General features: G+C 47.9%; 18 protein-coding genes. 7 read left to right on the top strand and 11 right to left on the bottom strand.

Annotated features, from left to right (window positions below):
* Positions 1-56 precede the first annotated feature (56 nt).
* Entirely contained in the window at positions 57-332 is a 276-nt protein-coding gene (locus G8768_RS07755; protein WP_166848921.1) for a hypothetical protein, read from the top strand.
* A gap of 353 nt (positions 333-685) precedes the next feature.
* Positions 686-1,267 carry an LOG family protein gene (locus G8768_RS07750; RefSeq protein ID WP_166848923.1) on the top strand — a complete coding sequence of 194 codons (582 nt, stop codon included), beginning with the start codon at positions 686-688 and terminating at the stop codon, positions 1,265-1,267.
* Positions 1,268-1,321: 54 nt separating this feature from the next.
* Here G8768_RS07750 and G8768_RS07745 read toward each other — a convergent pair whose 3' ends face one another.
* A complete protein-coding gene (locus tag G8768_RS07745) occupies positions 1,322-2,563 on the bottom strand; it encodes a leucine-rich repeat domain-containing protein (RefSeq protein WP_166848925.1) in 1,242 nt (413 codons plus the stop codon).
* A gap of 536 nt (positions 2,564-3,099) precedes the next feature.
* On the opposite strand from G8768_RS07745, the gene G8768_RS07740 reads away from it, so the two are divergent.
* The gene (locus G8768_RS07740) at positions 3,100-3,360 is read left to right on the top strand and encodes a type B 50S ribosomal protein L31 (RefSeq protein WP_166848927.1); all 261 of its coding nucleotides are present in this window, start codon (positions 3,100-3,102) and stop codon (positions 3,358-3,360) included.
* An 8-nt stretch (positions 3,361-3,368) separates the two neighbouring features.
* The gene (ykgO, locus tag G8768_RS07735; protein ID WP_166848929.1) at positions 3,369-3,512 is read left to right on the top strand and encodes a type B 50S ribosomal protein L36; all 144 of its coding nucleotides are present in this window, start codon (positions 3,369-3,371) and stop codon (positions 3,510-3,512) included.
* A 116-nt stretch (positions 3,513-3,628) separates the two neighbouring features.
* Here ykgO and pdxR read toward each other — a convergent pair whose 3' ends face one another.
* A complete protein-coding gene (gene pdxR / locus G8768_RS07730) occupies positions 3,629-5,119 on the bottom strand; it encodes a MocR-like pyridoxine biosynthesis transcription factor PdxR (RefSeq protein WP_279545268.1) in 1,491 nt (496 codons plus the stop codon).
* A gap of 397 nt (positions 5,120-5,516) precedes the next feature.
* Between pdxR and G8768_RS07725 the strand changes: the two genes are divergently transcribed.
* Positions 5,517-6,566: an AraC family transcriptional regulator gene (locus G8768_RS07725; protein WP_166848933.1), complete on the top strand. Its 1,050-nt coding sequence runs from the start codon at positions 5,517-5,519 to the stop codon at positions 6,564-6,566.
* 491 nt (positions 6,567-7,057) lie between these two features.
* Entirely contained in the window at positions 7,058-9,571 is a 2,514-nt protein-coding gene (locus G8768_RS07720) for a protein-arginine deiminase family protein (protein ID WP_166848935.1), read from the top strand.
* Between the two features lie 89 nt (positions 9,572-9,660).
* Here the strand turns inward: G8768_RS07720 and G8768_RS07715 are convergent, their stop codons facing one another.
* Positions 9,661-10,083, bottom strand: coding sequence for a GFA family protein (locus G8768_RS07715; RefSeq protein WP_166848937.1), 423 nt, complete (start codon positions 10,081-10,083; stop codon positions 9,661-9,663).
* A 226-nt stretch (positions 10,084-10,309) separates the two neighbouring features.
* On the opposite strand from G8768_RS07715, the gene G8768_RS07710 reads away from it, so the two are divergent.
* Positions 10,310-10,969, top strand: coding sequence for a LysE family translocator (locus G8768_RS07710; RefSeq protein ID WP_166848940.1), 660 nt, complete (start codon positions 10,310-10,312; stop codon positions 10,967-10,969).
* A gap of 2 nt (positions 10,970-10,971) precedes the next feature.
* Here the strand turns inward: G8768_RS07710 and G8768_RS07705 are convergent, their stop codons facing one another.
* From G8768_RS07705 to G8768_RS07670, 8 genes are all read right to left on the bottom strand, one after another.
* A complete protein-coding gene (locus G8768_RS07705; RefSeq protein WP_166848943.1) occupies positions 10,972-11,763 on the bottom strand; it encodes a hypothetical protein in 792 nt (263 codons plus the stop codon).
* 88 nt (positions 11,764-11,851) lie between these two features.
* Positions 11,852-12,301: a hypothetical protein gene (locus G8768_RS07700; protein ID WP_166848946.1), complete on the bottom strand. Its 450-nt coding sequence runs from the start codon at positions 12,299-12,301 to the stop codon at positions 11,852-11,854.
* A gap of 91 nt (positions 12,302-12,392) precedes the next feature.
* Positions 12,393-12,998: an SCO family protein gene (locus tag G8768_RS07695; RefSeq protein WP_166848949.1), complete on the bottom strand. Its 606-nt coding sequence runs from the start codon at positions 12,996-12,998 to the stop codon at positions 12,393-12,395.
* The gene (locus G8768_RS07690; RefSeq protein ID WP_166848952.1) at positions 12,991-13,392 is read right to left on the bottom strand and encodes a hypothetical protein; all 402 of its coding nucleotides are present in this window, start codon (positions 13,390-13,392) and stop codon (positions 12,991-12,993) included. Before G8768_RS07690 ends, G8768_RS07695 begins: the two co-directional genes overlap by 8 nt.
* 406 nt (positions 13,393-13,798) lie before the next feature.
* Positions 13,799-15,316 carry a PepSY-associated TM helix domain-containing protein gene (locus tag G8768_RS07685; RefSeq protein ID WP_166848955.1) on the bottom strand — a complete coding sequence of 506 codons (1,518 nt, stop codon included), beginning with the start codon at positions 15,314-15,316 and terminating at the stop codon, positions 13,799-13,801.
* Positions 15,317-15,518: 202 nt separating this feature from the next.
* Positions 15,519-18,023, bottom strand: a complete 2,505-nt coding sequence (locus G8768_RS07680) for a TonB-dependent siderophore receptor (protein WP_166848957.1) — start codon at positions 18,021-18,023, stop codon at positions 15,519-15,521.
* Between the two features lie 155 nt (positions 18,024-18,178).
* Positions 18,179-19,240, bottom strand: coding sequence for a FecR family protein (locus G8768_RS07675; RefSeq protein ID WP_166848960.1), 1,062 nt, complete (start codon positions 19,238-19,240; stop codon positions 18,179-18,181).
* 140 nt (positions 19,241-19,380) lie between these two features.
* Complete coding sequence (locus G8768_RS07670) at positions 19,381-19,893, bottom strand: sigma-70 family RNA polymerase sigma factor (RefSeq protein WP_166848963.1); 513 nt, start codon at positions 19,891-19,893, stop codon at positions 19,381-19,383.
* Between the last annotated feature and the right edge of the window lie 245 nt (positions 19,894-20,138).

The following is a 20,138-nucleotide window of genomic DNA, read 5'->3' as shown; positions in this document are numbered from 1 at the left end:
ATACCATTGGTATGTAAAATGATGATTTTACGTTCAATTTAACTTTGGGGTTTTGTATGAAGAACTTATCAATCTTAGTGCTGCTTGTTTTCTCTGGTCTTTGCCAGGCGATGGATGCCAAGCAACTAAAAGCAACTGCACTAAAGGCCTGTGAAACTCAATCGGCAAATATGCCAGCCAACATGAGAGAGCAAGCCAAAAAGCTGTGCGTCTGCAACGCTGAGAAAACAGACTATGAAGCCGTCCTTAAGGCCCAGGCTTCAGGCGACACAAAGCAAATACAGGCGAATGCGATGAAAGTTGCTCAAGCTTGTACAGCACAAATGAAGTAAAAACGTCTGCTCCAAGCAGGCAAAGAGGGGGCTGCCCCCTCTTTCTATTTCAGACTTCAAACAGCAATTTCGCTCAGTACTCAATTTCTCAAGAGCTGCTGGCAAGCAATATCGCCTTTCCTTTTGTTAGTCTTCCTTAACTCTCGTCACCGGTCTCATCATCAATATCGCCGCCAAGTTTGAGTACCTTCAAGCACTGACTCAGCGCAGCAGAATTTGATCACTTCTGACAAACTTATTAAACCTTACTTGCCCCTGTTCAGCGCAAGCAAACACAAACCTGACTATGCAGTGTTAGTATTACTGTCTTCACTGAACGGCAGGTGAATTACCGACCAAGATAAGGATAATGAATGAAAAAGATATGTGTCTATTGTGGCTCGAACCCCGGAAAATCTCCCGAATACATCGAAGCCGCTCGCACCCTTGCCAGAGAACTGGTTAAACACAACATCGGTTTAGTCTATGGCGGTGCTAGTGTTGGCATTATGGGTGAAATTGCCGATACCGTTCTGGAGTCCGGCGGCGAGGTGATCGGTGTCATTCCCCAAGCGCTGGTTGAAAAGGAAGTCTCCCACCACGGCCTGACCGAATTGAAAGTGGTCAATTCCATGCATGAACGCAAATCCATGATGGCCGAAATTTCCGATGGCTTTATCGCCCTGCCCGGCGGACTGGGAACTCTCGAAGAGATCTTTGAAGTTCTCACTTGGTCGCAACTGGGCTTCCACCAAAAACCCTGTGCGCTGCTCAACGCAAAACAATACTACAGCAAACTGGCAGAGTTTTTAGATCACGCCGTTGAACAGGCGTTTATCAAAGCAACACACCGAGAGATGTTGATGGTAGAAGAAGATCCAATAGCATTGCTCCATACCATGCTGGCGTACAAGCATCCTACAGTAGACAAGTGGATTGGGCGGGGTGAGACTTAACTAAAATAAACTCTATAAAAACCCAAATGCCTCGGAATTAAATTTTAACCTTTTCTACTTACCAGCCTGACTGCGCACCACAGCGAGCAAAGCCAGTGGAATCATAAATAACATCGGCCAAGGCAATGTCGGCACACCGGTCAAGGATGACAATGAGCGCTGGGTGAAGTTAAAGTTGGCGAGCGATCCGCTGGTCAGAGGCGAAAACAAAAGGTCCAGGTCGCCACTCAGAAGGTTATTTTCCAGAAACAAGTGGGTTAAGTTATTCAGTGAGGCAAGACTGTTGGGTACCGCTCCCGTTAGTTGATTATCGTGCAGGTACATATAAACGAGATTGCTCAGCATTCCTAACTGACTGGGAATACTCCCATTGAGTTGATTATCCCCGAGCAGCAAGGCTTGAAGCTGACTCAGTTGTCCAAGCTCGGGCGGAATCGGACCAGTGAGATTGTTTCCATCGGACACCAAAGTCGCATCTTGAGGAGTAAAAGCCAGTGCTGCTGGAAATTCTCCCAGCACCAACACCAGAAGATTACTCAAATCCCCCAGCTCTGAAGGAATGCCTCCGCTAAGATTATTGCCACCTAACAACAATCGGTTCAAGTTTGTCAGCAAGCCTAATTGGCTGGGTATGGTTCCGTTCAAGTTATTATTTTGAAGTGACAGGGTTTGCAGTACGGTCAACTGGCTGAGCTGCACTGGAATGCTTCCAGTAAATTGATTCCCGTAGAGATTCATATGTATCAAGCTGTTGAGATCTCCAAGCTCGGTTGGCAAGTTTCCGTTTAGTTGATTGTCGTATAACTGGAGTTCTTGCAAATTAACCAGATTACCGATACTGCTCGGAATTGAACCTGTGAGAGTGTTTGAAGCAAGGTGGAGAATCGTGAGATTAACCAGATCACCGATTTCATTCGGTATTGAGCCTGTCAGTAAACTGTTGAGGGTCATTTGCGTGACACCGCCCCCACTCACCGTCACACCCTGCCAATCCGAAATACTGTTCCCTGAAGCCCATTGACTTGAACCTGGAGTTGTATTCCAGTCAGTGCCACCACCGGTGGCGTTGTGAAAAGCCACCAAAGCCTGACACTCCGACACAGTTACCGTGACGTTGGCAGCATTACCCGGATCGGTGCATAAGCTCGCGTTAAGTGCCTGACTATAACTTTGAGCAGCGACTGAAAACAGAACAATCAACACCAGATACTGAAATACTTTTGCACGGCGAGTATTGCAGGTAAGGAGTTTGAAAGAATGAAAGCGCAAGGTAATACAACGTGAAAAGATCAACATTACCTGATTCCCATAGAACTAAATCGTTGCGACGTGTTTGAATTATAGCCAATGTTAGCAATTGCGCTCACAAGCTGGCGGGTAATTCCTTTCATCAACAAAAAACCAATGTAAGAAACCTCCGCCTGGAATAGGTGGCCCTATATATTTTCCGGCACGCCAGACGTTTTTCTATTCATCAGGCATTTTGTTATTCCTGTTTTATTGTCAAAATTGATTATTTTGACAAACCCTTTTGGGAGCACTTGCTTCACTTTTGCTGAAAGCGTTTTACTAATAATCAAGCCACTCGCTCAAGCAAGCAGAGGAAGCCATATTACGGCGTTACTGCACCTGCTCAGGGATTTCCCTGCGGCCAGAATCGGCTGGCACCACCTTTAAAGACAAGGCGGGGAGAACCTGCCTACCCCATACCAGCACCCCATAAAACCACCAGCATGAGAATGACTTGCATTTGCGCATGATATGCAATATCGTTATGTTATAACATTGCAAATATATGAATTATCCACCTTTTCCAGAGACCGAAGACAACAATGAAGAAAGGCATACACCCGGAATACGATTACGTTATTTTCAGAGACAGCAGCTGCGGTCAGGATTTCAAAATCCGATCGACCTGCAAATCCAGCCAGAGCGTGGTCTGGGAAGACGGCAATACCTATCCACTGATCCACTTGGATATATCCAGCGCTTCACACCCCGTTTATACCGGCGAACAGCGCAAGGCGAAGTCTGAAGGACGTATCGCTCAGTTTAATAGCCGCTTCAAGAATCGTTCACTGAAATCCAAATAGGAGCCCCCATGCAAGTATTAAGCTCTCTGAAGTCTGCCAAACTGCGACACAAGGACTGCCAGGTCGTGAGACGCAGAGGCAGGCTCTATGTGATCTGCAAATCCAACCCGCGTTTTAAAGCACGTCAGGGGACCGTAAAGAAAAAGAAGTAGCTCTCGCTCTTCTTTGGCTTAGGCGTTACACCTTCCCCATTAACTGGAAACGTCTGCCTACAGGACGTTTCAGTTAACGGCCAAACTCGCTGCCTGACCATAAGCTGAGGAAAGTCTCAGTCTGAAGCCAGTTCCTGGGCATTGGCCCCACTTTCTTCCAATACGTCCGCCAACACCTCTAGCGCTCGCGCATTGATTTCCTGATTTCTGGAAGTGAACCCCAACATCAAGCCATTTTGTTGCGGATACGAATGAAAGCACGACGAGATAGGAGTGCAACCCAATCCCTGGGCAACCGTCTTTTCTGTAATTAATCGGTCAGCCACATCAAGTGAAACCGTGATGTGCAAGCCCGCATTTTTGTTCTGAATATACTGCGTATCCAAACCCAGGGTTTTGGAAAGGGAATCCTCCATAGCCAATCGGCGACTGCCATAAAGATCGCGCATGTTTTTCACATGACGAAAGAAAGTGCCACCACCGATCAATTCCGCAAGTGCGGCCTGGGTAACAACTGAACTTTCATTCCCCAACACCGGGTAGGCTTTTCTGAAGGTATCAACCAGATTGGGGGGCACCACCAGATAACTCATTCGCAATGAGGGTGACAGTGTTTTACTGAACGTTCCCATATATAGGGTTTGCTGATTGCCCTCAAGGCCCGCCAGAGCCGGCACCGGATTTCCAGAATATCGAAACTCACCATCGTAGTCGTCTTCAATAATCCAGGCATTGTGTTGACGGGCAAGCTCGAGCCATTCCGTTCGCCTTTCGAGAGGCATGGTGTAGCCCAGGGGAAATTGATAGGACGTTGTCAGGTAAATCAGATTCGGAGAAACCGCTGGAAGATTCTTCAAACTGGCGCCCCTTTCATCAACCCGAATCGGTTTGATGTTTAAATCGGCTAATTGAAGCGCCAATTTTGCGACTGAATATCCCGGGTCCTCCAACCAGGCAACATCACCGACATTGGTTAACGCGCGACTGACCAGATGCAAACTTTGACTGGCACCAGCCGTAATAAAAACCTGCTCATGACTTGCTTTCACGCCTCTTGAAACTCTTAGGTACTGAGCAAGCTCTTTACGCAAAGGAATGCTCCCGGCGTACACATCCAATTCGCGCAAATGAATCGACAGACGATTACTCGCATTTAAAAACGCTTGATTCCAGGCTTTACTCGGAAACCTGTCAAGATCCGGAAAGCCGGCCAGCAAGGTACTGCCACCAAACAACGTTACCGATGCCGGGACCGGCGGCAATTCGGCAACTCGCGAAGACAGTGAGGCGGTGGTGACCATATCGGTTTTTTTGGCGTGCATTTCTTCCTGAACAGGAAGCAGATCATTGGATACTCGAGTCCCTGAACCGTGTTTGGATTCCAACAAACCTTCTTCGATCAGTTGTTCATACGCTGCTATAACAGTGTTTCTGGACAAGCCGATCTCTTTGGCAAGTTGCCGACTCGGAGGCAACCAGCTTCCGGGTTGCAAAGCATCTTCCAAAATGAGTTTCCTCAATTGCTGACAAAGTTGCCTATGCAAAGGTTGGCTGGATTCTGAATTAAATGTCAGTGAATCCGAAAGTAAGGTATCCGCTTGTTGCATAAATTAATTTCAATATAACTCTCTGGGATTTGCCTGGCTAAATTTAACAGGACTTCTCGTTCAAGTCTCTCTGAACTCATTAATCATTTTATTATTGAAAATAATTGGACCCGACAAGTATCTATATGTGGTTCTTTTAGGCCGATAAATTTGACCATAAAATTTTGCGGAAACCGTGAGCAGAAAAATCATGAAAACTTTCCGCTCTTCAATATAAATAAATTTATATTGAGCGTGTTAAGCGGTTTTTTGAAATGCAGCTTAAATGGATAGTTCGACTGCTTTTTACTCCCGCTTAACTCGAAGACGGCACGCACTTGGACAAAAAAACGCGCGCATTTTTCTTATAAGGACACATAAATAAATTGGCGCCCGAAATAGATGGAATAGATGTACTATGGGCCAAACCATACGAATGGGTAGTTTTAATGGGTACCGTGAACTTGTTGTTAGCTTAGGCGGTAACCCCGAGGAATTCGCAAAGCGTTGCAACATTCCGATTCAGGTATTTGACAGTGATGACACCACAATCCTTTTTTCACAGTTTGCCGAGCTTCTGGAGCTGACCGCCAAATGTCTGAAAACGCCTGATTTTGGTCTCCGCCTGGGGTCTCTGCAGACAATCGATTTGCTTGGCCCTACATCTGTGGCCATTCAAACCGCTAAAAACCTGGATGAAGCAATACAGTGTATTGCCCGCTTTGTGCATGTTTTAAGCCCGGCGATACATTTCGATGTGGATGACAGTCATCCCGAACATGTGAAGGTGCTGGCCAACATTAGCCTTCCTAATTTTTCTCATCGGGATATGCCTCAAGCTACCGACCTGGCGATTACAGCCGGGCTGAAGATCGGCCAACAACTGACAGGTGAAGCTTTCGAAATACTCAAGATCGAGGTGCCTCACGAACCCCTCCTGTCCGTTTTGAAATACAAGGAATACTGTAACACCGAAATTCACTTCAATACGGAGAGTATTGCTTGGCATTTTTCTCAAAAGGACTACGATGCCTTATTGCCTTTGCACAGCAAGAAACTGCATCGTTTTGCTTTTCAACATATACTCGAACATTATCCAGGCCAGGAAAAACCTCTCTCCGTTTTAGTTGAAGAAAAACTGCGTGAGCTTCTTGAAGCGGAAACCTGCACACGAGCCAGCATTGCAAAACACCTAGGTATTCACCCAAAAACTCTGCAACGTAAACTCGGTATGGAAAACTGTAGTTACGACAGCATTCGTGACAAAGTTCGAAGAGAGCGAGTCACGTATTATCTATCCAATACCGATATTCCCTTCGGGAAAATCGCCAGTCTGGTCGGCTATCGCGATCAAGCCGCACTCAGCCGCAGCTGCCAGCGCTGGTTTTCCAAATCACCCAGAGAGATACGCGGGGAAAACAAGCTGAGTTATCGAAGCCAGACTTATGAGCTTGAAGTCAGCGAGTAAGGCGATATTCAAACCGGGGTTCATACATTCGTTTATGAGCCCCATGCATTTATCTCCCATTACTTTCACTGTGAAACTTTTAAACACTAAAATTGGACTTCCCTTTATAAAAAACCATACCTTTCTTTCTGGTTTTTCGCATTTCATGAACTCATTCCGAATACATCTGTGAACAATTTAACGCTGATTCAGCACAAGCTATCACGCTTTATTAAATTGACATTGTTATGCGTAAAGTTTTTTCCTAACGTACGCCCCGCTGTCTAAAAATCTATTTTTGATCTCTCCAAAAATAATAATTCAACAGCGATAGGCTGCTTCTTTCAGGCCTATGTAGTCGCAACAATCATTATATTGGCACACAACACTCAGGGCATCGTGCATCTTGCTCGCTGTTTATTTGTCACCTTTGCCAAATTTGGCTTCGCGCCAACAGAATGTTCGTATCGCCAATGAACATCGTAAAAAGTCTGAATCAGGAAATATGTTTTATGTCTCAACCCAAGTCCTTATGGTTTGAAAAGCTGACAGTATTGCCTCTGGTTTTCGCTGTGCACAGTGCTTCTGCGGAATCGATCACGCCCATTGCAGATGGGTATACACGCGGAGGTCAATACGCTAACGAAGACTATTCTCATCAAAACACTCTTATCGTTAAGAATTCGCACAATATTGATTACGATCGGAAGTCATACCTGAGCTTTGATGTGAGTGGACAGGATATCGAGAATGCCGAACAAGTCATTCTTCAGCTCTATGCCCAGAAAGTTCATAAAAACCTCACAATCAAAGTGTCTCCCGGCCTATCGAATTGGTATGGGGATTTGAGCTGGAACACTGCACCGCTGGCAAACGAAGACGCCGGAAGCGTTTCCATCAATCTGAATCCTGAACAAAGCAATAACTGGATTGACATTGATCTTACCCAATTGCTCAAAGGACTTAATACTGATCAGCTTTCCCTGATTATTGAAGATCCGAATAACGGTCGCGGTAACGGCGTGAACTTTCACAGTATCGAAAATACACATGCCCCCCAACTCGTCGTCACTGCATCCCAGCAGATTCCTGCACCAAACACCGTTCGCGTAGATTATCTTGATGGTCAGGTCGTTCTTGATTGGCAAGCGCCGACCCTCAGTGATCCTCAGATCAGGACCACAAACATTACCGGCTACCACATCCTGCGCCGACAAGATGGTGACGATCAGTTTTCTCTATTGGCAAGCAGCACCATCCCCGAAGATACCTACTATGTCGATCGCTCAGCATTGCCCGGAGAACGCTACCATTATCAAGTGTCTGCCAGTGCTATCAATACTGAAAATCACATTGACGTCAGTTCTGAGCCCTCCAATGAGGTGACACTTCAGCCCTACACAGAAAACGGACAACCCATTGCCAACCTGGTGACGGACGCCAACCGTGATGGCCATGTCAATCCGGATGATAATTTTGGAGAAGGTACCTGGAGTAGCGGTTCGGGTGCGACCTTTGGTCCGAATCTGAACGATGACGATGGAGATGGCGTTGCCGATGGTCGCGACGATCTGCCAAATGGCGACGACGATCTTTCCGATATGGCCAAAGTAGTGCTGAAGCAAATCAGCAATTTGCAAAGCGGCGACAAGCCGCAACTGGAAATCACCTACGATGTCGACGCGATTCCAGCGAACAATCATCGATTCCAAGGCGACCCTTCCGCCCAGGAGCCCCGATTCTTCTACCGTTATGAGCAACAGAATCGTTGGATATCTCTGGGTGAGGTCATGCAAAGATCCGGAAACACGCTGAGTGTGGCGTTTCCAGTCGATATCATCAAAAACCAGGACAATACCATTTATGTTGATAGCCTGTTTGGTCGGCACCCCGGCTTCAATGGCCATGTCAAAATGGTGTTTAAGGTGATCCGTGGTTCTCAGGTCATTTCACAGGATGAAGTGGCATTGCGAGGCGCTCCAATTCTGTTTTCCCATGTTCTGCAGACACCCGGCGCGTTGTATATTTCTGATCCCGATGCCTATGATGGTGTGGTCGACCTTTACAATACTATCGATGAAAACCTCGACCCGGGGATTAATCTGATGCGCACCCCAGCCCCTTCGATATGGGCACAGGACGCGGGTCAATTTGGCTATTCCCAAAAGCCAACCCCCAAAGGGTTAAAGACAACAGCGATTGACTCTCGATTGCCAAGCGGCTCGAACTACTGGTTTGGCAAGTTGAATGCCGAGCGCGGCTATCTGGATTTTACCGACGCTTCGAGCAAGAAAATTAATTCAGGCGGGAATCTGGAGGTCATCCCACCGTATAGTCACAATGGCAAAGACTATCCATTCGGCCGCTTGGTTATTGGTGGCAGTATTTCTCCTGATCTTCCGGTACAAACCAATAGCGGTGTTGATAAGAGTCGAGACTTCCACAGCGATATTACCGACTTCTTCTCTTCCCAAGAGGTTCAAGGCGATCCCATTGTTTTGCCTTCGGCCTGGTTGACCGTTGGGCATATCGACGAAATTTTTAAAATTTTACCGAATCTCAACGCGGGTCCGAACGACAGAAAGTGGGTTATAGCGATCGCCTCTCCGGAGAAAGCTCTGGAAATTGATGATCGCTACACAGAGAATAATATGGCGATACAAACCCATGTTATCAACCAGATCAAAGAAACACTGAAACAGGAAGTGGGCCTGACAGATGACGACTTTGTTGATGTACCTATGTTGTACACATCGACGGGAAGCAGCTACCACGCAAACGTTGTTAATATGCAAGCGGTCGGCAGCGACCTTTATGTTCCAGACCCTGAAGCCAGGCTCATTAATGGCATAGATCCCTTTAAAGAAGCCGCGCGAGCAGCGCTTGCGCCTTTGGGCTACAACATTCACTTTGCCCCCATTGGGCAGATCTACTTTCGAGGTAATGGCGGTGGCGGTATCCACTGCGGCACGAATATGGAGTTCGAAGGTGTCACCGACCGCCCATGGTGGATTGTAGAAGACTAAATGCCATTAACTGGCAACTGAAAAAGCCGGGACTGAACAACGACTGCTCAGTCCCGCTTGTTTGACGGGAAAGAAAGGACGCTTTCTTTTTAAGTCCTTTCGCTATTTTGCTCATCGCCCAGTGGCGGTGCAGCTTCATACTGCGGAACACCTTCCGGAATTTTTTCCCAGGAAGCTTTAGATCCAACAAAGATATGGCGGGAAATTTCAATCTCTGGATCGCCATTAACACACCCCAACGTCACCCCGTGCACTTCGCCATCCACAATTCCTACCAATGTAGAGCCGCATCTTGAACAGAACTGAAATCCGTAACCCAGTTCACCAATGTAGGAACTGAGGTTTTCCTCACCGCTGAGCCAGCTAAATTCGTCAGGGTTTACCACAGCATACGCAGAAGCCTGGGCACTGAATGCCTTCCGACACCGTGAACAATGACACGAACGTGCATCGGATAAACGCCCGTTAATCTCGTAACGTACTTCACCGCAAAAACATTCACCGGTAATCAAAACGGTTTACTCCCTTATTCTCTTGTGTGCTCCACCGAAAACCGACGCTTCAACAGTCATTGAGCTTGCTATTTCAGCTGGCACTCCGCTCGCGCTCGAAAAACAAACGAATGACAATCAGCCTGCCAAGACTCCTACCACGGCTATTCTCATAGGATAATACACGCTTTTATAATGCTACACTGTCAGGCAGTCCTGAAAAGAGTGACCGAATAGAGGATCAAACATGCCATCCACAGAGATACTTATCGCATTTACCCTGGCGGCCTTATTGATGAATATATCTCCCGGCCCCTCCAACTTGTACGTTGTCGCTCGGGCAATTGCTCAGGGTACCAAGGGCGGCATCGTCGCAGGAATGGGTCTGGCCGTCGGCAGCATGGTTCATGTGATGGCTACCGTGCTCGGTTTGTCCGCCGTCTTTGAACACTCCCCAACCCTGTATACCGCCGTGAAACTCGCCGGTGCCGCCTACCTGATCTATCTCGGAATCAGCTACTGGCAGAATAAGACAGAAGAAAGTCCGGATGGCGATGGGTGCCTTGTTGAGCCTGTCAAAAGGAAGCCTCTGATCTCAGTATTCAGAGAAAGCATTATTGTCGAAGTGACTAACCCCAAAACGGCTTTGTTTTTCATTGCCTTGTTGCCACAGTTTGTCGTGCCGGAGTCAGGCCCGATATCCCTGCAACTGCTCATTCTTGGCCTTATTGTTACGCTGTCTGCCATTCCATGTGACATAGCGGTAGCCGTGCTGTCGAGCAAAGTGTCAAATTACTTACTTAAGAATGAACGCGCGCAGAGAATACAGGAACGCGTTTCCGGTTCGATCCTGTTTGGCATGGGGGCTTACATTGTTACCGATGAAGCCAGAGCTGTCGGCGACTAGAGCTAAACCTCAGTGTTAGGTTCAGGTGGCCTATATTCAACGGCTTTCAATTCTTCGATCAAATCACCGTTTGATATTTCTTTTGACGCCTTTTTAAGCAGTTTATTCAAGTTCTTTTTCAGATGAGGCGACACCGTTTCCACGGAAATATCTTTCAAGCCCAGAAAGATCGCCAATGAAAAAACGTGTTCCGCTTCAGTCATATACCCATTGCGACTCGACTGCCACCCCATTGAATCAGGACCTGAATACTGATGAAAACCGAACGCCGTGTTCGCCATAAACACCCCAAAACCGATAAAGGTGGCCGTAATATCCGTCGCAAACTCCCAGTTTTCCCAGCCTCCTGGCGGTTCTTCAGAGCACGAACCTGTCAGGTAATGCGACAACTCATGTGCAAAAGTGGCCACCAGTTGGCTTGGCTGATTAAGAAGCGCTGGATTGTAGGTAATAACAACCTCCTCATTCTCCTTTTCCTGAAAGGTTCCCATTGGGGTGAGCGGCGCGTTTTGAACAATGACCGCTGAGCCCAAGCGGGGATTGACATCTTCTTCCTGAGCTTCCAGTCGACAAGGCCACTCTTCCATGCCTGCATGCTTTTTTACCGCATGAAAAGTTTCTATGGCGGCCTCTTGAGCACTACCCACTTTGGAAGGGAAAAACTCGTTTGTGGGCAGTATCAATTTTGTATCAACGTAAAAATCTTTCCCCCCAAAGTGTTTAAGCAGCCATTTAAAAGTGGCCACCTGAAACGCCCTGTCTTCTTCTGACAATATGGGTTTTGATTTGAACATCCCCAACATTCCGTTTCAGTCCTTGTTTCGACCCTTGTTTCCGATCGTCTTATACTCGCCGCAGATAGTCCGAATAGAGAACAAAAAATTATTTACTCGACCGCACAAACTCAATCTGTTCACCGGTCTTAATCGTGCAATCATCCTGCGTACCGGAGTTCACTGTACCGTTATCAATACGCCGTGTAAAACGACGGTTACTGTCGTGGATAAGCGGCGTAGATACCGATCGATTGTAGCTTTCATCTGAAACCACCATACCATCGCTATTATTGATATTGTCGGTAAGACCATAGCAGCTGTTTAAAACGCTGCTCAATGGAGGGTTACTGAGTTCCAGAATTACACGCATTCGCCAGTTCGATGACGTAATGCCAATGATGGTACTCTGCGCTTCCAAAGCCTGATTGCTTTGAGAACGCCATGTGCTGGATTGCCAGCGCTCTTCCATCATTTCCCAATTCACATCCGGTGCTGGATTTTGGCTGTCGTCCAAAGATTCAATTTTGGCGATGAGGAACGTTGATTTTGCAAACATGATGATCAATTTGCAGACAACAATGTTTAATCAAAACGTCTTTAAACACGGACGTAACTAAAGCTGTCGCATAGTAATGCAGAAGTAATTTTTACAGAAAATCAGCTTGTCGGTTTGTGAAATCTTTCACGAGTGTATCCAAATCAAAGCCGGGACGAAAGCGACCGCTTAACGCACCATTTGGATCAACTATTGAAAACGTCACTGAGTGAGCAACGGTGTAGTTTTTCTCACCGGGATTCACTTTAAACTGAACCCCTAAATCATTGGCGAAACTCTTTAGGTTTCGTGCGCTTCCCGTCACACCCAGAATATTGGCATCGAAGAACCTTGCGTATTGCGCGACTTCAGAATAACTGTCTCGCTCGGGGTCTACCGACACAAAAACAAATGCCACTGGGTCTTTAGTGGGCATTTCTCGCAGGCGTTCGGATACCCTGGCCAGTTCAGACAGGCTGGTAGGACAAACATCTGGGCAATGAAGAAAACCAAAAAGAGCAATGGTCCACTGCCCTTTCAGGGATTGCTTATCGAAGGTGCCACCTTCTGATTCAAGTTGAAAGTGAGTTATCGAACGAGGATTGCCAAGCCATTCGATTCCAGGCCGCCTATCATGATTCGTTTCGATAAAACTGAGCGAAATTCCCAGAAACAAACCAAAGCTCAGGAACAACAAAACCCAAAAAATCCTATTCACCAGGCTCAGCCCTGTAACTCATATAGACAATGCCCATCGCCAACAATGCCGGCAGCGTCACACCGGCAAAATCTTCGATTAGCGATTCCGGTCCGCAAATACCAACAAACACTTCCCACACATGGAAGACGGCGTGACCGGCCAACCAAGCCGTTGGAAACAGCCAAAGCAGCGAACGGTATTTGCGGTACACCGCACCGCAAATAAAAGACACGCCGATTAGCGCATAATTAATACCGATATCGCGAACAAAGTGTTGATTAAAAGGGCCTCGGTCTGGCACTCCGGGCACCACCCAGTACCAGGATTCCGGGGCAACTATCATAAAAACACCGTTGGCGAAGGTGCTCACGCCAAGAAAAATGGCGATGCAATAAATAATTTTGCTGCGCATACCTATCTCCTGCTTCCTTCATATGTTGAGCCGCTGACACGCTTTTCCGTATCCCAATGTGTACTTGAGTGCGGGGTAAACTCGACTGGAGCTGATGCCCTAGGCAATCTCTATCACACCTTTTGCGCCCCATTGATCGACAATGTACTCCCGTAATGTATCGACGTCTGGGTTTCGATCCAGTACTAATTCGGTAAATCGCGCCACTAAGGCAATATTTTCAGGAAGCCTGCCGAAACCTGGGGTTTTCGCGATCTATCTCAAAGCTGATTACTTGCACGTTAAATCCAATTCTTTTTGGGGTCCCTAACCAGTTCGTTGAATGCTATAGGCGGCACCTGGGCTGAAGACCGGGCAGAGATTAGAAGAAAGAGAAACAAAGGGATGAAAAGAAACAGACAGTGATCTATCTCTTTATTGGCCACTCAAAGATCAGATCTGAACGCCCTTCGCGTTTCACATTGACTTGGATTCCCGAGGCTAGAACCAGTGATTCAGCATCCAATGCCTGCTCGTACCACACAATATGACGTGCACCGCGCGCTCGGGCAGTGAACGTCTTGCCCTCTAAACCAAGCAAGGCAAACTCAGCGGTTTTGATATTAGGGCGGCCAACTGAAGCATTGATACGCAATAGCGCATTCCCGCTGTACTGACCACTGGAGTCGGTTTCCAACAACAAACGAGCCTGTATTCCTTCCTGTCGAAGCGTGGGCAATTCACTGGAGCGCGGAAATCCCGGAGTGCTCAAGTGAAGGCGCACATAGAAAAAGCCAATCACAAACGTTAAGGCGACCAAGCCCAACGTATAGTATTGGGCCTTACTCGGGGCCATGGACCGCACACGTTTCCAATACAGCCAAACCCCACTCAAGGACAGAAAACTCAGACCAACACCAAATAAAAACCAGATCAACTTACTGGTGAAACTGGCGAAAGAACCGAAATGCCAGGGGTCAGCCATTTCATTGAGATAAGCAACCGCGCCCAGTTCGGTGGAGCGTTGAACCTTGATGACTTCAGCGCTTACGGGATCCAGAAACACTCGGTTTGCACGACTGCGGACGAGCCAGTCATCGGTATGGCCAAGAACAATAACAGACGATTTAGGCGTTCGGGCAAACTGAATTTCCGTGGGCTGCAATTGCGGATAAGCCTGCCTGGCTGCTGCGATCAATGCATCCGCGTTGAGATCAACGATCTGTGTACCCAATTGTTCAACGCGCTCTTTACTCAGGCCAGGTCGTTGAGGCTCAAAGCGCTTGCCAGCAATAAGCCCACCCCATTCGGCCAGATACCAAACGCTGGTGAGGATCATCAACAGTAAAAACCAACTGCCCCAAATGCCAATAACTTTATGCCCATCACTGACACTGATTCGCGAGTCACCCTGAAAACGCAGGCGAGTCGCCTTTTTTGTCCACGGGCGAGACGTCGCCAGGCCGGTATACATCATCAGCGCCAGAACAAGAGCTAAACTGCAAACTACCGGTAAGCCAATAATACCCGGCATAAACAAATAACGATGCAAATCACGAAAGAATCGTTGAACGGTTAAGGTACCTGTTCGGCCTGTGACTGCGGCAGTATGCGGGTCTATGTACAGATAGTAGCGTTTACCCTCAAGGTCCAACATACTTGCGCGATAGTTCAGATAATCACCTTCACCTGTCTCCAGACGGACCAAAGCGTGCCCCGGTGCGTGTTGCTTAATGGCCAGTTCCATAGCCCCCCAACTTTGCTTCTGTTCACCCTCACTGGCGCGAAGTTGGGGTAAAAACAACCAATCAATTTCATCGGACACTACCGCAATTGTGCCGGTGATCAGTACCAGCGACAACAATGCAGCCAGATGAAATCCAAAACTGGCATGCAATTGATACAAACGACGCTTATTACTTTTATTTTTCTTTACTGAGAACATGAGGCTTTTCTAATCACTTGCGAGCCAGTTTATTGGTTTTATATAGAGCCATTTCTTGGAAGTTCAGGCTAACGGTTCACGATCAACAGAGTGTCAAAATTAAAAAAAGAGAGCGACCCACCGGCCTCTCTCAAACCTACAGGGAGGAGAATATCTTCCCAACGTTCTGCAGGCCGAGGGCTGGCAAAGCCCTTGGCCGACTTTAGAACGTTGCTGAAACCGATGCGAACAGACTACGAGGTGTTCCAATGGTTACCCTCAAGTCGCCACCACTGGCAGCATAGTATTCTTTATCGAAAATATTTTTTGCTGACAATTGAAAGCGTAACAAACCATCGGCAGAAAAACTTTTTACGGCCAGGTTATACCAAACGGATGCATCTACCGTTGTGTAGTTGCCCAGATTCCAGCTATTGGCATTGTCACCATAACGGTCACCCATGTAGAAGGCACCAATCCCAGCGCCCAAGCCTTGCAGAGAACCCTGGTAGAATTCATAACTGCTCCAGACGTTGAAAGTATGCTCAGCCACATTACGCGGACGCTTCCCGACATTGGCGCCACTTTTGATTTCAGCATCAGTGTAAGCATAGCCAGCCGAGATATTCATACCCGGGGTAGGCTGACCGCTAAGACTCAACTCGAAGCCCTGTGATTCCTGCCCCTTAATCAGTTGAACTTCGTCACCAACGATGGTCAATACATTATTTTTTTCAATGCTGTAAATGGATGCCGTGCTGTTTAAGCGTCCTTCAAACCACTGGGCCTTGAACCCCAGCTCATATTGGCGTGAATCTTCAGGATCGTACACTTCTGTACTGGACGAACTGCCGTCGGGAGAAATGACAAAAGCCGTATTCGGCTCAAAGGCTTCAGCGTAGCTTGCGAACAGTGCCATGGAATTGTTCAGGCGGTATGTCAGGCCCAGCTGTGGTGACAGTTCCGTTTCTGATTTCGCAGGGCCATCTCCGTCAACATCGATACTGTCATAGCGCACCCCCATCAACAGCCCCCAGCGTTCGCTAAGGTCAATATAATCATTTATATACAAACCTATATCGTTGTTTTCATCTTCAATCAGAGGGCGGCCTTCAGAAGACAAGGTCGATGGCAAATTGCCATAAACTGGATTTTTCAGGTCAAACAATGGACCATTCCCACCAAGCGCTACCGGCACACCATTGCTGGTCGCGGTGGCATTGAAAAAGCGCGAGCCTTCCTGTTCTTGATAGTCAAGACCAAAAGCCACACGATGACGCATACCGGCAAGGTTCAGCTCGCCGTTGAGACGCGCATTGAATTGCAGAGCTTCAACCTCGCGATCGATACTGCCGTCGGTGCGTCGAGCCAAAAACACTTGATCCGTTGCTTCATCAACAACAGATTCAAACTGCGGAACACCGGTAAAAAATCCATTCGAAACTGGCGCTGACTCATCCAGTATAATAAGCGCGCGCGGCCTGGCTTGCAGGTCATCCGACTTGAACTTTTCAAAGGCCAGGCCAAGATTCATGCTCCATTTTGAATTGATATCGTGCTCTAAACCCAGAGTGCCGTACTGATATTCGGTATCAATTTTTTCAAAAGGTTCACCGAAGCGGCGCTCAATGGGAATATTAAACACCCGGTTGATAATTTCCCGGCCATTGGGTGTCGGTACCGTCACAGTGCCTCGATCAAAAGAACGAAACTCATCTCGATATTCATATGACGCCGTTAGCTTTGTTGAATCTGACCATTGATAGGCCGTAGTTAAAGCCAGGGCATCACGCTCGATTGAAAAGAAATCCCGAAAAGAGTCATTATCTTGAGTCGAAGCATTCAAACGAAACGCAAAACTCTTGTTTACGGGTACAGAAACATCAACGAGAAAATGGCGATTGTCGAAAGAACCGACACGCATCTCGGTATACACTCGTCGTTCAGACAAGGGCTTTTTGGTAACGATATCGACCAGACCACCCGGTTCAACCTGACCATAAGTAATAGAGGCAGGGCCTTTGATCACCTTGACGCTCTCAGCATTGGTCGTATTCACCCTCAGGCTCGGGCGGGAACGAATACCATCCTGATAAACTGCACTTCGACGAAAACCGCGAATTAAGTAGTCGTTATTACTGCCACCAAAACCATCGGACAGACTGATTCCGGGAACGTTACGCAAGACCTCTTCCAACTCGGTCACTTTCTGGTCGAGAATCAACTGCTCAGAGATCACTTCAACCACACGAGGCAATTCCAGGTAATCCAGCGGCAAGCCGGTCAGCGATAAGCCGGCACTGGTCTGGTATCGGCTGCCATCAGTACCAATAACAACCACCTCTTCCATGACGACGTTTTCAGGCATTTCATTCACCGTTTCCAATGTAAACGCTGTCGGGCCGGAACGACGTGGCACCAGTGCGGTGCCCTTCAACAAACGCTGCAGAGCCTGCTCGAGGGTATAGCGCCCTTTCAACGCTGGCACCTCAATATTGCGAACCAAATCGCTGTCCATAAGAATCTGTACTCGACTTTGCAACGATAAGGCTGTGATTGCCTGGGTCAGGCTGCCAGCGGGAAGATCAACGTCAAACATTTGATCGGCACTGGCTTGAGGCGCATTGGCGGCCGTAGACGGTGACGTCTGAGCCAGTGAATTACTGCTTGCGCCCGCCGCAATGGCTGCGACAAGGAATCCTAAAGTGGTTTTTTTAAAACGTTGCATGGTCAAAACAGCCTTTTACTCTCATATCTTATGGGCAGGACATCATTCCCGATACGACATAAGATCTGACTGATTTAAAAAACCCGACCATTTTTTTAAAATTTTTAAAAGTTCCTGAAATCGCCCAATACCAGGCTGAAATATAGGGAATTCGATCAGTTTGGCCGGAGCAATGCCGGTGGAGCCAACACCAATCGACCATTACCGTTACTGACCACCTGGAGATGAAAGCTGTTTACCAACGCACTGATTTCCTGGTCCAGGCTCTCAATAAACAGAGTTCCACTGAGCCGCTTTTCCTCCCACCCGGAAAAATCAGTCTCAATGTCATAAGCTGTGTAACGGTCTATCTCGGCCAGGACTTGGGAAAGTGGCGCATCATCAAAGATCAAGGCACCCTGATGCCAGGCGGCCAGATGGGTCGCCACAACGTTTTGAACTTCCATCGGCTGCCTGGATTGGGACACTACCGATTGGTCAGCCTCCAGCAAGACCTTGTCCGCACCCTCGGCTTCAGCCACCTCAACCTGTCCTTCCGTCACAACCACCAAGGTTTCTTTTTCATTGTGCCGGCGCACCACAAATGCGGTACCAACAGCGGTCGCTGAGGTGCTTCCTGCACCGACAGTGAAGGGACGCTCGGCATCTTTGGCCACCTGAAAATAAGCCTCACCACGCAACAACTCCACGCGGCGGTAGGTATCGCTGTAACTCACCTCAATTTCGGTATTGATGTTCAAAAAGCTCACGGAACCGTCAGCCAGAGTCAGCTGGTATTTCGAGCGGCGATCATTGCGATAGCGTTCAACGGTGGGTTCTTCAACGGTGTGCTCAACCAGTCTATCGGCTGTTCGCTTATCGCCCATAAAGTCGGGGAAAAGCAATAGACCTAAGGCGCAGAACAAAACCGTAGCCGCCATAGCAACCCAACGGGTCGACCAAGTGTTGAACGCGGAGCGTTCGGGGGATGCTGCCGCTGTAGAGGAAAGCGTTATCGGGGGCTCATCTGTCTTCCCGACACCAAGGGCGTCTACGTCAATTTGCCCCATTAATTCCCAACTGTTCTGGGCCTGCTGCCAAGCGAGCCGATGCTCAGCGGACTGCTCAGGCCACTTCAACAACTCTTGTTGTTCCGACTGACTCAATTCAGCACTCTGTAATTGAGCCCACAGTTCCATCGCCTGCAACTGGGTGGCTCTATCTGCATTCTTACTCAAGGCTAATCTCTTCCTTCAGGGATTGTGGCAGGGTCTACTGCGGACCCCTACCGACGACCTGCACCAATCCGTTTTCTGCGTGTGTTTTTCACCCTTCTGCCTACATAAGAGCGCCATAAACATAAAAACCCGACCATTTTTCATTGTTCGGTCGGTTCCAGACTGCGCTCGTAACAATGGCGCACGGCTTTGGCCAGGTTTTTTTCCACGGTTGTAATGTGTATCCCCAGAACACGCGCCACTTCAAGTTGCTTCATTCCCCGGATACGTACCAGAACAAACACCTTCTGACTCAGAGGTGATAGCTCCAGCAAGGCATCACTCATTCTCTGTAAGCGCTGCTTGTCACTGGTGATGCGTTCTGGATTGCGATTATCGACAGACTCGGGAACACTGTCTTCATCAACGTCGACCATCGGTAAACGCTGTTCACGACTCTGATGATTAATTGCTAGGTTCACTGCGATTTTATACAGATAAGCGCGAGTGTTTTGAACGTCGGTCTGAATATTAGTACCACTGCGCAACACGCGTAAAAACACTTCCTGAGTAAGGTCCGCAGCACTGTGCGGGCAGGAAAGCTTACGAGTCAGAAAGGCTTCAATTTCCTGGCCATATTTCAAGAACAAGGCGCGTACAGCAGTCGTTTTCACAGTAGGCTTAAATGAGTTGATAAGCAGAGAATTAAAGGGGTTAGAACACATTAATCCGGCGAGCATACGATGAATACGAATGATTTTCAATCAAGCCGGGGGCCAGTGCAGCTTTTACAGGGCAAGAGAAAGAATGCCCATTGAAAAGCGTAAAATGTCAGGAAGCCAAGATGCAGGCGAAACGCCCAAGTACTGCGAAATCGGGGTGCTCATCAAGCACCCCGCCAGAGACATATACCCATTTT

The sequence above is a fragment of the Pseudoteredinibacter isoporae genome, assembly GCF_011602085.1.
In the GTDB taxonomy this organism is placed as follows: Bacteria; Pseudomonadota; Gammaproteobacteria; order Pseudomonadales; family Cellvibrionaceae; genus Pseudoteredinibacter; species Pseudoteredinibacter isoporae.
Note: the sequence above shows the minus strand (reverse complement) of the source record. Positions and strands in the feature narration are given on the sequence as shown.

What these genes read in the sequence shown, in the direction of transcription:
- G8768_RS07755 (WP_166848921.1), top strand. Translation starts at nt 57, where the DNA reads ATGAAGAACTTATCAATCTTAGTGCTGCTTGTTTTCTCTGGTCTTTGC.
- G8768_RS07750 (WP_166848923.1), top strand. Translation starts at nt 686, where the DNA reads ATGAAAAAGATATGTGTCTATTGTGGCTCGAACCCCGGAAAATCTCCC.
- G8768_RS07745 (WP_166848925.1), bottom strand. Translation starts at nt 2,563, where the DNA reads ATGTTGATCTTTTCACGTTGTATTACCTTGCGCTTTCATTCTTTCAAA.
- G8768_RS07740 (WP_166848927.1), top strand. Translation starts at nt 3,100, where the DNA reads ATGAAGAAAGGCATACACCCGGAATACGATTACGTTATTTTCAGAGAC.
- ykgO (WP_166848929.1), top strand. Translation starts at nt 3,369, where the DNA reads ATGCAAGTATTAAGCTCTCTGAAGTCTGCCAAACTGCGACACAAGGAC.
- pdxR (WP_279545268.1), bottom strand. Translation starts at nt 5,119, where the DNA reads ATGCAACAAGCGGATACCTTACTTTCGGATTCACTGACATTTAATTCA.
- G8768_RS07725 (WP_166848933.1), top strand. Translation starts at nt 5,517, where the DNA reads ATGGGCCAAACCATACGAATGGGTAGTTTTAATGGGTACCGTGAACTT.
- G8768_RS07720 (WP_166848935.1), top strand. Translation starts at nt 7,058, where the DNA reads ATGTCTCAACCCAAGTCCTTATGGTTTGAAAAGCTGACAGTATTGCCT.
- G8768_RS07710 (WP_166848940.1), top strand. Translation starts at nt 10,310, where the DNA reads ATGCCATCCACAGAGATACTTATCGCATTTACCCTGGCGGCCTTATTG.
- G8768_RS07705 (WP_166848943.1), bottom strand. Translation starts at nt 11,763, where the DNA reads ATGTTCAAATCAAAACCCATATTGTCAGAAGAAGACAGGGCGTTTCAG.
- G8768_RS07700 (WP_166848946.1), bottom strand. Translation starts at nt 12,301, where the DNA reads ATGTTTGCAAAATCAACGTTCCTCATCGCCAAAATTGAATCTTTGGAC.
- G8768_RS07690 (WP_166848952.1), bottom strand. Translation starts at nt 13,392, where the DNA reads ATGCGCAGCAAAATTATTTATTGCATCGCCATTTTTCTTGGCGTGAGC.
- G8768_RS07685 (WP_166848955.1), bottom strand. Translation starts at nt 15,316, where the DNA reads ATGTTCTCAGTAAAGAAAAATAAAAGTAATAAGCGTCGTTTGTATCAA.
- G8768_RS07680 (WP_166848957.1), bottom strand. Translation starts at nt 18,023, where the DNA reads ATGCAACGTTTTAAAAAAACCACTTTAGGATTCCTTGTCGCAGCCATT.